Origin of the sequence: Virgibacillus salarius, assembly GCF_039521925.1 — a bacterium.
GTDB lineage: Bacteria > Bacillota > Bacilli > Bacillales > Amphibacillaceae > Virgibacillus > Virgibacillus salarius.
The window spans coordinates 1-13,843 of the sequence record NZ_BAAACY010000044.1; the positions used below are offsets into that span (position 1 = coordinate 1).

Consider the following 13,843-nt stretch of genomic DNA (forward strand, 5'->3'; position numbering starts at 1 on the left):
TAGCCACAAAAACCCCCCCTGAAATTAGATTTTTTACTCTAACTTCAGGGGGTCGGTACCTAATTAATTTCAACTAATTAGGTTCGTTTTTTATTGTTTCTTTATTTTTTTATCAGTCTTTTTTTAATGTAGGAGGTTGAAAAATTACTTTGACAGATAGAGTAATTTATCGTATGATTACTCTATCAGATAGAATAGTTGTAAAATAAGGAAGTGTGATAATGATAAGAAGTGATATTATTCGTGGTCACTTGGAATCGATAATTTTACGTTTAGTCTGTGAAGAGGATCGCTATGGCTATGAAATATCGAAAGAGATCAGTTCCAGAACAGATAACAGATTTCAAATAAAGGAAGCTACTTTATATGCAGTTTTTCAGCGACTGGAAAAAAAGGATCTAATTGAGTCCTATTTTGGGAGTGTTTCAAGAGGTGGAAAACGAAAGTATTACCGCATAACGACTCTTGGAAAAGCTTATTTAAAAGAAACTGTTCAAGAATGGAAGGAAACAAAGGAAATTATTGATTTATTTATGGAGGGATTAAATTGAAAGAAATTATTGGATATGTTGAGGAATTATTTAAAAACATTCCTGAAAGTGAACAAAAAAACGCAGTTATGCAAGAAGTAACCCAAAACCTTGAAGAAAAGGTCTGGGATTTGATGGAACAAGGAAAGGCAGAGGAGGATGCGATAAATAAAGCTATTGTTGATTTTGGGGATATTGAAGATTTAAAGCAAGAATTAGGCGCAAAACAACCTGTGAAGAGGAATTTGCCTAAGCTTAATTTATGGTATTCCATATGGAGTAGTCTTCTGATTATTTCCTTGTTCGTATTTATTAACTTTTACTACACACCAGATATCATTTGGTTTGTATATCCAACATTTGCAGTACTTTGGTGGCCGCTAACAATGTACTTTTCTTGGAAGCGTAAAAAGTGAGGAGGAACACAATGTGAAAAAAATTGATTTGGCTTTTTTAGTTACAGGCTCAGTAATGACAATTATTTTTCTATTTATTGTAAATATGTTAACAAGTGTAGAACATATTTGGTTTATGTACCCAGCCGTTGTAATGTTAGTTTTCCCGTTAGGGTTGTATTGCTATAAGCAGAAGAAACAGACGTTATTTGCTATTATTACTAGTACATTACTAGTAATTCTTCTCATCATTGAGAACAGAAGTACTCCTACGTATCCATGGGTTTCGTATACAGTTATTCCGTTGGTTTACTGGCCGATTCTTGTGTTCTTAGGGGCTAAAGCCAAGACATTACGAGTTGCAGTTGTTGGTAGTGGCGTTGCTATTCTTTATTATTTTTTACTAAACGTAATAGTCTCTCCGCATACTCCTTGGGTTATATTTCCCGCCTTTGCTGTATTATGGTGGCCGCTATCTGTGTATCATGTGAGAAGAAGTACGTATTTTACTTTTTCACTCCATGCGTCATTACTTCTTTGTTTATTTTTTATAATGGTAAATATTATTTACTCACCAGGTACCATTTGGGCCATTTATCCGATTTTCGCCATTCTTTGGTGGCCATTAAGCCTGTATTTTTTTGTATATAAACGGAATACGGAATCATGAATCAAGCGTGTAAACAGCCGCTGAATGGTGCTTCAATACAGCAACAAATAGTTTAGAACTAGAAAAGCAGGATGGATTCGAATGTTACCAAAACATTTCGAATGATAGTTCTGCTTTTTTTTACTGAAATTCTTTGTTCCAGTTCTTTTTGTTTGGATATAGCGATTGGTAACCTGTATTTAGAATTTAAATATGCTGTTAATTATTTTTTCTATTGACTCTAACGTTACGTTATACTTTATAGTAAGTTTACAGGGAGGTTAACAGCTATGAAAGTAAAGGAAGTAGCTGATTTGGTTGGGATTAGTGTGCGCACACTACATCATTATGATGAAATTGGGCTATTGACTCCCGAACAAACAACCGAATCAGGATATCGCATTTATTCAGAGAATGATCTAGAACGTTTGCAGCAGATTTTATTTTTTAAGGAACTTGATTTTTCTTTGAAGAAAATTAAAGAAATTATTGACAGCCCTTCTTTTAATCAAGCTGAGGCCTTAGAGATGCATCGCAAAATGCTGCTTGATAAAAGGAGGCGAATCAATACAATGATTGGAACGATTGATAAAACATTAAAGTATAAAAAAGGAGAGATTGTAATGAGTAATCAAGAAAAATTTGCCGGATTTGACTTTAGTCATAATCCTTATGAACAGGAAGCGCGAGAGCGTTGGGGGGATAAAGCAGTTAATAAATCGAATGCAAAACTTAATAGCTTCACAAAAGCTGAAAAAAAAGAGTTTGAGGAAACGTTCCATGCGATTTATCGTAAATTAGCCGAAGTTCGTCATGAAGATCCTGCCTCTGAAATTGCTCAAGAACGAATTGCTGAATGGTATCAATTCTTAAATCGTATAGGAACGTATTCACTAGAAGCTTTTAAAGGACTAGGCCAACTATATGTAGATGATGAACGTTTCACAAAAAATATCGATCAATATGGTAATGGTTTAGCTGTATTCATGCGAGATGCGATGACTGCCTATGCTGATAATCTTCAATAAATAGAAGGAGGCAGGAATGCTTCAGTCTCTTTTCGGTTAATCATGCTGAAGTTTTTACGAACAGTTTATTATCTATAGAGCTATGTGCTTATTCCCTTCAGTCGTTATGGTAGTTCTAAAGGCTACTTTATGTAATAGGATTGCTACTATATTACCAAAATTCTGATTTTTATATACAATTAGAGAGTGACAGTGTATAGTAAAATGTAGATAGATTATTATAAAAGGAGTAGTGATAAAACAATGAAAAAGTTATTGCTGGGTAGTTCCATTCTTACCATGCTTCTTTTCTCGTCTATTTCAGCATCGGCAGCAGTGTCACCAGATTCCGGTGTGAATGGGTGTAAAGCGGGGAGTAAACACCATTGTAAGCGATATGAACTATAGATTTATGTTGATGAGCCTGTAGCTTGGAGCTACGGGTTCTTTTTATTCAAGTGGATAAATATGGGCGTGTTGAGCCGCGGCCAGCTTCAGCGACCAGAAACGATGCGACTTCACGAATCGCTCTAATCTAAGTCATTATTGGCTCGGAAGCTCACCATGATTCTTTCTCTCGCTCCAGTCGCTACGTTTCTAATTGGGCGCTTTGCTTTTATTCGTATAAAGAGTCGCAGGATTGACGAAAAAGCAAGCGTAAAAAAAGCTGTGCCGATTGTTTTTTATTGGGCACAGCTTTAATTGTTTTGTGTGCTATTTCTGCACTCTTTGAATATAGATTGTTACTACTATAATTGTAGAACAGCTTTATTAATATCTTCTGCAAGGGTTATAGCGGATATGATCGCAACCCCATCCGCTCCCGCTTGGATAACAGAAGCTGCATTGTCTGTAGTGATACCACCTATACCCACAATTGGCAGGGAGGGATAAGCTTGTTTGATATCTTTTATCCAATTCGGTCCAATCGCTGATTTAGCATCCTCTTTTGTTGTAGTAGAAAATATTGGCCCCACTCCTAAATAGTCAACAGAGGAAATGGGACTATTTACTAATTCTGTTTTATTTGATACAGAAAGGCCGACCCATTTATTTGGAAAACGCCTACGTAATTCCAGAGCAGATACATCATCCTGACCAACATGGATACCATCTGCATCTAATATTTCAGCAAGTTCTATGTCATCGTTAACGAAGAAAGGTATACGATAGTTTTGACAGATATTCCGAAGTTGTTTTCCTAAAATAAATTTTTTATAACCAGTTAATGACCCGTTTCCTTTTTCTCTAAATTGAAATGCTGTTATACCAGCTTTTACTGCTTGTTCCAAAATATGCTTTGGATCGTTATGGCAGTTCTGACTACCCATAATAAAGTATTTTCTTAGAGCATCCTTTAGCTGCAAAGATTAATTAACTCCTTTCAATTGATCTAAGTCTTTGGAAAGGGCGTCTATAAATGCTGGTAAGAAGCTTCCAGGACCAAGCACATATTCTTGAGAAGCCGCGTGTTCAGCAGCAAGTCCATAAAACTGTACTGCTGCCAATGCCTTAGCTTCTAGAGCATGATTAGTTGTTAAGCATGCAGTTAGAATAGCTCCTAATAAGCAGCCTGCACCAGTAATTTTTTCTAGCCATACATGACCAGTCGTGTTGTGAATTATTTTCCCTTCACTGTAAATTACATCCGTCTCACCAGTAACTACAGCAGTTGTATGATAGGCTTTGGCAACTTTAACGGCAATTTCTTCTAGATTACCGTCCCCAATTGACTCAACACCTTTTGTTTTCCAAGGGATCTCCACAAGCTGTGCCATTTCACCAGCATTACCTTTGATTGCGGTAAACTGTACTTCGTGTAGCAAATGCTTTACAGCTTCTTGGCGAAAGGTTGTAGCCGCTACGCCAACTGGGTCAAGTACGACAGGGATACCTTTTTTATTTGCGGCTATTCCTGCTAGTTTCATAGCTGATAGCTCGTTTAAAGTTGTTGTACCAATATTAATAAGTACACCATTCGCAGCGGTAGCCATTTCTTTAGCCTCTTGTTCTGCTTTTGCCATTATCGGTGCTCCACCAAAGGCTAACAGACCATTAGCTGTAAAATTCATGACTACTTCATTGGTTAAGTTATGGATCAATGGTTTTTGTTCTCTAACTGCTTGAATAATGGATTGTGTCATTGTTCCACCCTTTCTTTGCGTACCGCCCAATGATTTGTAGGTCCGTTACCGGCACCAAGTGAAAAGGAGTATTGAATAGCAGCTGTTACATACTGTTTCGCCTGCTTTACAGCTTCGTAAAGTGGTAGACCTTTACTTAGATGAGCAGTAATTGCCGCTGAATACGTACAACCTGTACCATGTGTATTCTTTGTTTGAAACCGCTCTGCTTCGAACGTGTAAAGCTTATTCCCATCATATAAATAGTCGACGGCTTTACCTTGCAGGTGGCCACCTTTAACAAGTGCTGCGCGTGCTCCAAAGCTTTTGACGATCTCGAAAGCCGCTTCTTGCAAATCACTTGTATTATCAATAGATTGTCCTGTAATATACTGTGCTTCAGGAATATTAGGAGTAACTACAGTCGCTAATGGTAATAGCTGCTGTTTGAGAAACGATCGAGCATCTTCCGATATTAATGGATCGCCACTAGTTGCAACCATGACAGGGTCCATGACATAGTTCACAACTGATTTGGACAAGTGCTCTGCAATAACCTGCATCATATCTTTGTTCGCAATCATACCTGTTTTTATGCTATGCACAGGCATATCTGATATAACTGAGTTTAGTTGCTCATTTATCATCGTAACAGGTAGATGGTGTACGTTTTGCACACCGGTTGTATTTTGTGCCACAACAGAGGTGATTACAGACATTCCATATACGGTTAGTTCTTGAAATGTTTTTAGGTCTGCCTGTATGCCAGCACCGCCACTCGGATCTGTTCCAGCAATAGTCAGCGCGCAAGGTATGCTAGCCATTAGCTGTTCACCTTTTCTGCGTTTGGCCATGATTCACATGTGTAGGCCATTTCCCAGAATTTAAGCTCCAGCTGGCAGCTTTTTCGAAAAGCTTCTCTAATGAGATCTTTTTCATCCTTGGCAGCATTTTCTGCAAGTATATCCAACCGTTTTCTCAATTCAAAGGTGGTATTATCTACATCACCACTTGCATAGAAACTAATCCAATCGTAAAAAGGGTGATCTTTATTAGGATTATACTGCTCCATTAATTCCCTACCAATTTCTAAGTATGTCCAAGGGCATGGAAGTAGAGCTCCTAGTATCTCACTAGACGTTCCCATTTGTGCATGATACATCATATGTTTAATGTAATGATCTGCAGTAGGTGGCAAAGGGTGTCCTTGTAAGGACGCATAGTCCACACCGATATGATTGCAGAAGTTATGATGTGGGTGGATTTCATCGTTTAATATAAAATTTATTTGATCAAAGAAATAAGCAATATCATCACGTTTCTTTGATTTGGATAGCGCTATTCCATAAATTTGCATAAAGGCATTTAAGTATTCAAAGTCCGCTTTAATATAATGTGCGAGCGCATCTTTAGAAATCTCGCCAGTCCCTATCCCCTGAACAAAGGGATGATTAAAAATAAGCTGGAAAATATCATTGTTTTCTTCTCTTAATTGATCAGTGAAATTCATATTTAGCCTCCTTCTATTATGGGAAGCCACTAGAGGTGTAAAAGTAGATAAATAGAGGATAATAATATGTTCCCCACTACTTTCCTGCGCTGGTATTATCCAGATCAGGTTCAAAGGGACAAAGGAAAAGTCCTTATCTCAGCAACAAAGCGCCCCTAGTAGTTTCCTTGTACGCGTATCGTATCTTCTTGCTTTACTCGTAATAAAATGAACCAGCCAATAAATGCGCCAGTTATGCTACTTACCAAAAACGATGGCATGAAAATGAAAGCGCCAGCAGCACTGTCCATAAACAATTTAGCAAATGGAACCGCTATGAATGATCCGATAATACCAGTACCAATGCTTTCTCCGATCACAGCCCACAGCTTTCTACCAAACCACTGATAAAAAAGCCCAGCAAGGAAAGCACCAACCATTGCTCCCGGAAAAGCAAGTAATGTACCAATCCCCAGCATATTTCGTAAAATTCCAATCATAAAAGCTATGACTACGGCTGGACCAGGTCCCAGTATTACTGCCGCCATTACATTTACTGCGTGCTGCACTGGATACGCTTTAGCAATTCCAGCAGGAAACCATAAGAATTGTGCTCCTAATGTTCCAATTGCTACGAAAATTGCCATCAATGTTAATACGTGCGTTCTTCTCACTTATTCCCTCCTTTCTATAAAAAGTGAGCATAGGACAACAATAGGAATTACCGACAATATGCGGTATAGCTTACGTCCTACACGCCTCTCCCCAGTAGCTATGGATGCTAAAGGTAGACAGCAAAGCATAATATACATCCACTCTGTTCTTATGAAAAAAACCAGATCCTCCATGGACCTGGCTTTGTGTAAGAAAATAGAAAGACGTTGCGTCTACTACTTCCCTCCGCTGGTATTAACCAGATCAGGTCCATAAGAGTTAGAAACGTCACGTGTTTCCTCTCAGCCCACATATTGGGCACCCCTAGTAGTTAAGTAACTTGTGAATTTAATTATGCTTTCAGCAACTAACTGAATCAAGCATAACAAATATATTGTTATTTGTCATGGGAAAAAGAATATAGCGTATTAACCTACAGAGTTATTTTTATAAACGCGTAATTTTAATATCACTTAAAGATAGCAGTCTATTAAGTTTTATTTATAGTTATATGATATTTGTTGAATTTATGTTATTTGGAAATAAATGCCCTTACGACAAGATGAATTTAGCATAGGGTAAATAGAGATATATTAAAGAAAGGGTGAAGATAAAATGGTAAGCACTCCCTCTACGATTAGAGAATTACTTCAGAGTTTGGTGAACGAACAGATAGAGATCACTACTCCTTTTGGAACAGTAACAGGGACTCTTTTGAAGGTTAGATCTGACTATGTTGTCTTAATTGAAAATACAGGAGAACAAACATTGATTCGAATAAATAAAATTGAGTTGATTACTGAATTATAAAGGAGGAATAACGATGTTTTTATATACTTTTTCTGCTGAATTGAATACACGTGTAGGTTCTAATGTTGAAGTAGCTACAGATAGTAATTTAATAGAAGGTATTCTTTCGAACGTGACATCACAATTAGTACTTGTTATTGATGTTAGTAATGGTTATGGAACTGAAAAAATTTATATATCTTTGAATGCTATTAATTTCGTGCGATTTACGTAGCATAATCTAACATTTAGTTTTGTTCAATCTTCAAATGCGAAAACAGGTATGATTCTTCTTCTTTTTGAAGGATTATACCTGTTATTATAGTTTAACGGTATGGAATGTAGAGAGAGAATAAAAGGTCCCATTAAAAAACAATTATAGAAACGTCCAATATATGTATTCCTCTTAAAATACGCACTTGCTGGACAAACCTTGAATTAGTTCTTCAATTTGTAAAAATGACAGATTAATTGAATAGTGTGAAGGAACCTCGCATATATAATTTACTAATTAAATGTATTAAATTTTTGCTACAGAATTAAGTCCACTAAGAAATTAATTCTTCAGCAGGAGTTAAATAACTTGAAAAAGTGGTTTAAAATGGAGAATATCTTCGGTTACATAGCATTTGATAAATATATTCTTACGAAGAAAATCGTTTGAGATCAACGGCAAAATAGGGATTATAATTTCAAGATCAGTTTCTTAGTCGTCACAGGTAATAGCTCACTGTTTTAATGGTGATCAAAAACAATTTGTATTGTATACACTGGAATAATTGCCAACTCTACCAAAAGGATGAATCAGACATAATTAAGATATCAGAATTCAAACAAATCGAAGAACCAGTTACCTATGAAATATAGGTAACTAGTTACTTGAAGTTGTTTTAAAACTTGTTACAATTACTGGTTTCAGCCTTGGTTATATAAAATTGTAATGGTAATTCATAGTAATGCACTAACTTTAATATTTCCTATATATAGAATTGTATCTGTAAGTTGAACATCTGTTATTACTCATTGTTAATTTCATTAGTAATGCTATTAGTGATTAATAATGCTCTTATCCCTGCATTCCCAGTTACGGAAGGCTCTCTTTTAAGATTGATACAATTTATGAAATCAGTTAGTTGTACTTGTAGTGGATGTATAGAATCATCCACCTTAATAGTTTTGGTGAGAATAGAGCTTCGTATGTTGATTTCTTTTTTTAATAAATTGACGTCTATAAAAGCATCTTCAGCGAGAATTTGTATGGTTCTAATTTTATTTTTAGATTTAAAACTAGCTGACAGCTTTACGATTGTCTCTTGTGAAGACTTGGCAATGACCACAGCATGCTTAATTGTACCGTCAATTATTTTTCCTAACGCCTTAACTTCCATGAGTTTATCCTTAAGAATCTCTTGCAAAATATAAAGATCATGAATCATTAAATCCTCTACAACATCGATATTTTTAATTCTTTTATGGTAGGGGCTCATACGCTGAAATTCAATGCCAATTATTTTTTTATTTTCTAATACCTTTAGAAGTTCCTGAATTACGGGATTAAAAAGCTCAATGTGGCCAACTTGAAGTATGACCCCTGATTTTAAAGATTTATAAAGCAAATCTTTTGCTTGTTCTACTGTACTGGTCATAGGTTTTTCTAATAACATGTGTACTTTATTATCAATACACTTTAAACCAATATCATAATGAAACTTAGTTGGGACAGCTATACTAACAGCGTCAACTTCTTTTAAGAGATTATCCAATGATGGGAAAGGCTTAATACTGTATTTTTTAGCTATTTCATTTCTTTTCGTTTCATCTATATCATATATACCTATTAGTTGGCAGTGATGATACATAGACGAATACGTTCGTATATGATTCTCTCCCATATTACCAGTTCCAATTACACCAACTCTCATATAATTCTCCTCACTTTGAATACGAATTATTTACATGTTATGCATTAGCTAGAAAGTGAGGTAGACTGTCATAACGACAAATTTCAAAATTGGCAATTGGCCTGTGCGCAAATGATAGGAAGGAGTGTCAACATGATCAAATTGCTATTAATTGCAGAAGACACTTCAAAATTGATCAATAGGAATTTTTATTATTTAGAGCAGGAACTTAAAAATATGGTACATTTAACATTATGGAGAAAGTCTGGACACATTGACTATATAATAAGGAAGCTAGAAACTAGACCCGATTTTATATTACTTTTAAATGATATTAATCAACATATGTCACCAAAGATAAATGGTCTTGCTCATATTGATATACCAACTGGTTTATTTGTAAATGATGTTCATCGCTTTATAAGCCTTAGACGAAATTTTATTAATAAAAATAATATAGATTACTTGTTTTCTGTCATTAGAGATAAATTTTTAACATTATATCCTGAATTTCAAGATAAAATGGAATGGTTTCCGCATTTCGTAAATATAGATGTATGTAAAGACTATAAGTTAAAAAAAGATTTCAATTTATTATTGATGGGAGCGGTAAGTGATACGTATCCCTTAAGGCAAAAAATCATTAAGACGTATGAGGGGAATGCTGATTTCATTTATCACACGCATCCAGGTTATCAAAGTTTCAGAGAGAAAGAACAAGAAAAGATGATTGAGCAGAATTATGCAAAAGAATTGAACAGATCAAAGCTATTTTTTACTTGTCCATCTAGACATAATTATCCAGTTCTAAAATATTTTGAAGCACTTGCTTGTAAAACATTGCTATTAGCCCCTACCTTTAAAGAATTAGAAGATATAGGCTTTATTCCAGGAGTACATTTTGTAGCAATTGATGAAAATAATTTTGAAGAAAAGGCAGCATATTTTTTAGCTCATGAAACGGAACGGAAACAAATAATTGAACAAGGATACCGGTTTATTCATCAACACCATACTGTTCAGCATCGAGCACAACAATTAGTTAAGAAAATAGAAAAGATACTTCAATCACAATAATGGGAGGTTTTTGTTTGTCTTCTATACCTGAAAGTACTCAGATTGGTCATCATGTTACAATTGAGGATCACGTCACAGTTGGAGAGAATGTTGTAATTGGCCATAACTCTGTAATCTTAGAGGGAACAAAAATTGATAACAATGTAACGATTGGCTGTAATTGTGTTCTTGGTATCAAGCCAGCTATTAACCAAAGAATGCGGAAAACGTCGAATACTACCGAGTTAGTAATTAAAGCTGGTACACGGATTGGTCATCTAGTATCCATTTACGCTGGTGTTCAAGTTGGCGAAGAGGTATTCATTGGTGATCATGCGAGTATCAGAGAAAATACGATAGTCGGTGATAAAACGGTTATCGGTAGAGCAGCGATAGTTGAACTAAATACACAAATTGGAGACTCTTGTACTATTCAAACAATGGCATATATTACAGGGGATACCATAATAGAAGATAATGTATTTGTTGGTCCCTGTGTATCAATGTCTAATGATAAGTATATGGGAGCACGAAGTTATAGCCTAAAGGGACCTTTTATTAAAAATGGTGCCAAAATTGGGAATAATGCATCATTACTACCGGGGGTGAATATTGGAAACAACACGATAGTCGGTGCAGGTTCTGTTGTTACAAAGCACTTAGAAAATGGTGTAATAGCTGTAGGCATACCCGCAAAAAAAATAGGTTTATCAGAAGAGCGTTGATATAAATGGATACAAAGCAGATAGAAGATATTATGATTTTGATGCACAATCAATTCGAAGCAGTTGGGAAGAGAATAGGTAATGAATTTCTAATTCCAATAACTTTACTAGAAAAAGGTTACGGTGTTGAAAAAGAGTGGCTAGAAACAGAAAATTTGCTGAAAATTTTCATTACGAAGGCTCGTTATTTAGAAATAGATCAATATGATTATCAAGGTAATTACTTACATTATGACAGAAATCGTGTAGAGAATTGGAATGTTGAATTTATTAATGGTATTCCCAAAACAGTTTACACGTATGGAAAATATTTTAATCCGTCTACAATTGCTCAATATGGGCTGCAACATTATAGCATTTATTTAAAAGAGAAGAAATTAGCAAGTAAGCAAAAATTTTTAAAAGTAGCTAATTGGTTTATGCATCATCAAGATGAACAAGGAGGTTGGCCGTATCAATTTGATCTTCACTATTACCCTGGTAGGTTAAATAAAATCAAGTCTCCATGGTATTCTGCTATTGGATTAGGTATGGTCATGTCCGTTTTATCTAGAGCTACTGCGCTTACCAGAGATAAAAAGTATGAGCAAAGTGCATTAAAAGCCACTAAAATGTTTAAGATCCCTTCAAATAACAATGGGGTGCTAGCTAAGTTTGAAGACAAGTACATGTTTTATGAAGAATGTCCAACAGATCCACCTAGTTTTATTTTGAATGGCTTCATGTTTGGATTAATTGGATTATATGATCTTTATAAACAAAGTGGCGATGTGGAAACAAAAAAATTATATCAAGAAGGAATTGTTTCGCTAAAAAGAATGTTACCTTTATATGATTTGGGGTCACGCACTGCTTATGATTTAACGCATTATACAACGGATGGAGGTTATCCAAATGTAGCAAAGTGGGGATATCATATTACCCATATCCATTTATTAGCTGCATTAAACTCGATAGAGAAGGACGCAAAAATGAACGAAGCATTACAAAGATGGAAAGGCTATTTAGACGGAAAAGTGTCTACTGTATAATTCAAATAAAAGTATACAAATGAATTATTCTCCAAATAGGAAAGAATGTTATAGAAGCTCGATTCTAGGTAGGCTTGTACATCGCAGTGCTCCCCCTATTATGAGATGCGTAAGACAATAGGGGCAGTGCGTCTGTGTTTTCCCCTAAGTTGGGGATATCAAGGGGCTCTGGAATGAAAGATCATCGTTAATCCCGCATATAACTGGCAGTAAAATCCCCACTTCAAGCAATAGTGAAATCGATATGGATAAGTGTGGGATCAACTGCCAGTAAATGTCCGATTGGTTCCAGTGCCTTTAGGTCATACCCTTGTGGTACTAACAATCAGTGGGGGAAAACAAAAACCCCCAACTGATTGAAGTTTTACTTTTATTGTATCTGTATATTTAGTCTCATTTTCTCAGGTTTCTATTTTAAATTAAAAGTCATTCATTAAAATATGCTGAATAGCGTAGGCTGCTTTTCCGTCACCAAACCGTGGAGGAGAATGATTAGGAGTCTTTAGATTCCTGACATTATTTACTATTTGTTTCGTATTATATCCTGCTAGCTGATTCCAGCCGGTCTGTACAGTTTCAATCCACTCTGTTTCCTGCCTTAATGTAATACACGGAATTTGTAGCATATAGGCTTCTTTTTGTAAACCACCAGAATCAGTTAGAACTGCTGTTGCTTGAGCAGTTAATGCTAACATATCAAAATAATGTAATGGTTCTACTGTTTTGATATGAGGTAAATCAATTAATTCATTTAACTTATACTGTTTAATTTTACTTTTAGTTCTAGGGTGTAATGGAAGGACTACTGTTTTATCTAATTGTTGAAATGCAGTTAGTATTTGTTTTAAATGTTCGGGTTGATCGGTATTCTCTGCTCGATGAACAGTGGCAAGATAATAATTATTATTTGTAAGTGATAAATCTTCTAAAATGGTAGATTGTTGGATAGCATGATCTTTAAAGTAAAGAATAGAATCATACATAATATCTCCCGTTAAATAAACACCTCTGCTGATGCCTTCTTGTTCTAAATTATCAATAGCAGTTTGCGTTGGACAAAATAGCAATGTTGATAAATGGTCTGTAATCACTCTATTAATCTCTTCAGGCATTTTTTTATTAAAACTACGTAAACCAGCCTCAACATGAGCTAAGGGAATATGGAGTTTTGCTGCAGCGATGCTTCCTGCAAGGGTTGAATTCGTATCTCCATATACAAGTACAATATCAGGCTTAACAGACATCATGATCTTTTCTAATTCTAATAGCATTTTAGAAGTTTGTTCACCGTGAGAGCCAGAACCTATACCTAAATAATAATCTGGTTTAGCAAGCTTTAATTGGTCAAAAAAGATGGTAGACATATTATCATCATAATGTTGACCTGTGTGTACCATGATCTCTTTTATTTTGGATTGGGAATTGATCGCTTTAGATAACATGGATGCTTTGATAAACTGTGGCCTTGCGCCTACTATAGTTAAAATGTGCATT

Annotated in this window: 17 protein-coding genes and 2 riboswitches; of the genes, 10 read left to right on the forward strand and 7 right to left on the reverse strand. The window is 35.4% G+C overall.

Going from position 1 to position 13,843, the window contains the following annotated elements; genetic code table 11:
* Positions 1-221 precede the first annotated feature (221 nt).
* The 5 genes from ABDZ84_RS06515 (at position 222) to ABDZ84_RS06535 (ending at position 2,989) form a co-directional block, all read left to right on the forward strand.
* Complete coding sequence (locus tag ABDZ84_RS06515; RefSeq protein ID WP_026682462.1) at positions 222-551, forward strand: PadR family transcriptional regulator; 330 nt, start codon at positions 222-224, stop codon at positions 549-551.
* Positions 548-946, forward strand: coding sequence for a permease prefix domain 1-containing protein (locus ABDZ84_RS06520; protein WP_205389492.1), 399 nt, complete (start codon positions 548-550; stop codon positions 944-946). Before ABDZ84_RS06515 ends, ABDZ84_RS06520 begins: the two co-directional genes overlap by 4 nt.
* A 13-nt stretch (positions 947-959) precedes the next feature.
* Entirely contained in the window at positions 960-1,595 is a 636-nt protein-coding gene (locus ABDZ84_RS06525) for a hypothetical protein (RefSeq protein ID WP_343780635.1), read from the forward strand.
* Between the two features lie 269 nt (positions 1,596-1,864).
* The gene (locus tag ABDZ84_RS06530) at positions 1,865-2,602 is read left to right on the forward strand and encodes a MerR family transcriptional regulator (protein WP_121604426.1); all 738 of its coding nucleotides are present in this window, start codon (positions 1,865-1,867) and stop codon (positions 2,600-2,602) included.
* Between the two features lie 243 nt (positions 2,603-2,845).
* Positions 2,846-2,989, forward strand: a complete 144-nt coding sequence (locus tag ABDZ84_RS06535; protein ID WP_161629286.1) for a hypothetical protein — start codon at positions 2,846-2,848, stop codon at positions 2,987-2,989.
* Positions 2,990-3,330: 341 nt separating this feature from the next.
* Here the strand turns inward: ABDZ84_RS06535 and thiE are convergent, their stop codons facing one another.
* The 5 genes from thiE to thiW form a co-directional block, all read right to left on the reverse strand.
* Complete coding sequence (gene thiE, locus ABDZ84_RS06540; protein WP_318279843.1) at positions 3,331-3,948, reverse strand: thiamine phosphate synthase; 618 nt, start codon at positions 3,946-3,948, stop codon at positions 3,331-3,333.
* A gap of 3 nt (positions 3,949-3,951) precedes the next feature.
* On the reverse strand, positions 3,952-4,725 hold the full coding sequence (thiM, locus tag ABDZ84_RS06545; protein WP_026682466.1) for a hydroxyethylthiazole kinase: 774 nt from the start codon (positions 4,723-4,725) through the stop codon (positions 3,952-3,954).
* Positions 4,722-5,528: a bifunctional hydroxymethylpyrimidine kinase/phosphomethylpyrimidine kinase gene (gene thiD / locus ABDZ84_RS06550; RefSeq protein ID WP_121604428.1), complete on the reverse strand. Its 807-nt coding sequence runs from the start codon at positions 5,526-5,528 to the stop codon at positions 4,722-4,724. The genes thiM and thiD overlap by 4 nt, the downstream gene beginning before the upstream one ends.
* Positions 5,528-6,214: a thiaminase II gene (tenA, locus tag ABDZ84_RS06555; protein ID WP_026682468.1), complete on the reverse strand. Its 687-nt coding sequence runs from the start codon at positions 6,212-6,214 to the stop codon at positions 5,528-5,530. Before tenA ends, thiD begins: the two co-directional genes overlap by 1 nt.
* A gap of 64 nt (positions 6,215-6,278) precedes the next feature.
* Positions 6,279-6,381: riboswitch (TPP riboswitch) on the reverse strand.
* A complete protein-coding gene (thiW, locus tag ABDZ84_RS06560) occupies positions 6,370-6,867 on the reverse strand; it encodes an energy coupling factor transporter S component ThiW (protein WP_026682469.1) in 498 nt (165 codons plus the stop codon). Its footprint overlaps the riboswitch before it by 12 nt.
* A 204-nt stretch (positions 6,868-7,071) precedes the next feature.
* A riboswitch (TPP riboswitch) is annotated at positions 7,072-7,183 on the reverse strand.
* Positions 7,184-7,462: 279 nt separating this feature from the next.
* On the opposite strand from thiW, the gene ABDZ84_RS06565 reads away from it, so the two are divergent.
* Together ABDZ84_RS06565 and ABDZ84_RS06570 are read left to right on the forward strand one after the other, a co-directional pair.
* Positions 7,463-7,657 carry a DUF2642 domain-containing protein gene (locus tag ABDZ84_RS06565; protein WP_051388418.1) on the forward strand — a complete coding sequence of 65 codons (195 nt, stop codon included), beginning with the start codon at positions 7,463-7,465 and terminating at the stop codon, positions 7,655-7,657.
* A 13-nt stretch (positions 7,658-7,670) separates the two neighbouring features.
* Positions 7,671-7,871 carry a hypothetical protein gene (locus tag ABDZ84_RS06570; RefSeq protein ID WP_026682470.1) on the forward strand — a complete coding sequence of 67 codons (201 nt, stop codon included), beginning with the start codon at positions 7,671-7,673 and terminating at the stop codon, positions 7,869-7,871.
* A gap of 781 nt (positions 7,872-8,652) precedes the next feature.
* On the opposite strand, the gene ABDZ84_RS06575 is transcribed toward ABDZ84_RS06570, so the two are convergent.
* Complete coding sequence (locus ABDZ84_RS06575) at positions 8,653-9,558, reverse strand: Gfo/Idh/MocA family protein (RefSeq protein WP_026682471.1); 906 nt, start codon at positions 9,556-9,558, stop codon at positions 8,653-8,655.
* 132 nt (positions 9,559-9,690) lie between these two features.
* Between ABDZ84_RS06575 and ABDZ84_RS06580 the strand changes: the two genes are divergently transcribed.
* The 3 genes from ABDZ84_RS06580 to ABDZ84_RS06590 are packed head-to-tail and all read left to right on the forward strand — an operon-like array spanning position 9,691 to position 12,349.
* Positions 9,691-10,614 (forward strand): glycosyltransferase, encoded by a 924-nt coding sequence (locus ABDZ84_RS06580; RefSeq protein ID WP_034679474.1) that lies wholly within the window; start codon positions 9,691-9,693, stop codon positions 10,612-10,614.
* A 14-nt stretch (positions 10,615-10,628) separates the two neighbouring features.
* Positions 10,629-11,318 (forward strand): acyltransferase, encoded by a 690-nt coding sequence (locus ABDZ84_RS06585; protein WP_026682473.1) that lies wholly within the window; start codon positions 10,629-10,631, stop codon positions 11,316-11,318.
* 5 nt (positions 11,319-11,323) lie between these two features.
* Positions 11,324-12,349, forward strand: a complete 1,026-nt coding sequence (locus tag ABDZ84_RS06590; RefSeq protein ID WP_166530642.1) for a D-glucuronyl C5-epimerase family protein — start codon at positions 11,324-11,326, stop codon at positions 12,347-12,349.
* 419 nt (positions 12,350-12,768) lie between these two features.
* On the opposite strand, the gene wecB is transcribed toward ABDZ84_RS06590, so the two are convergent.
* The gene (gene wecB / locus ABDZ84_RS06595; RefSeq protein ID WP_343780644.1) at positions 12,769-13,842 is read right to left on the reverse strand and encodes a non-hydrolyzing UDP-N-acetylglucosamine 2-epimerase; all 1,074 of its coding nucleotides are present in this window, start codon (positions 13,840-13,842) and stop codon (positions 12,769-12,771) included.
* Position 13,843 lies beyond the last annotated feature (1 nt).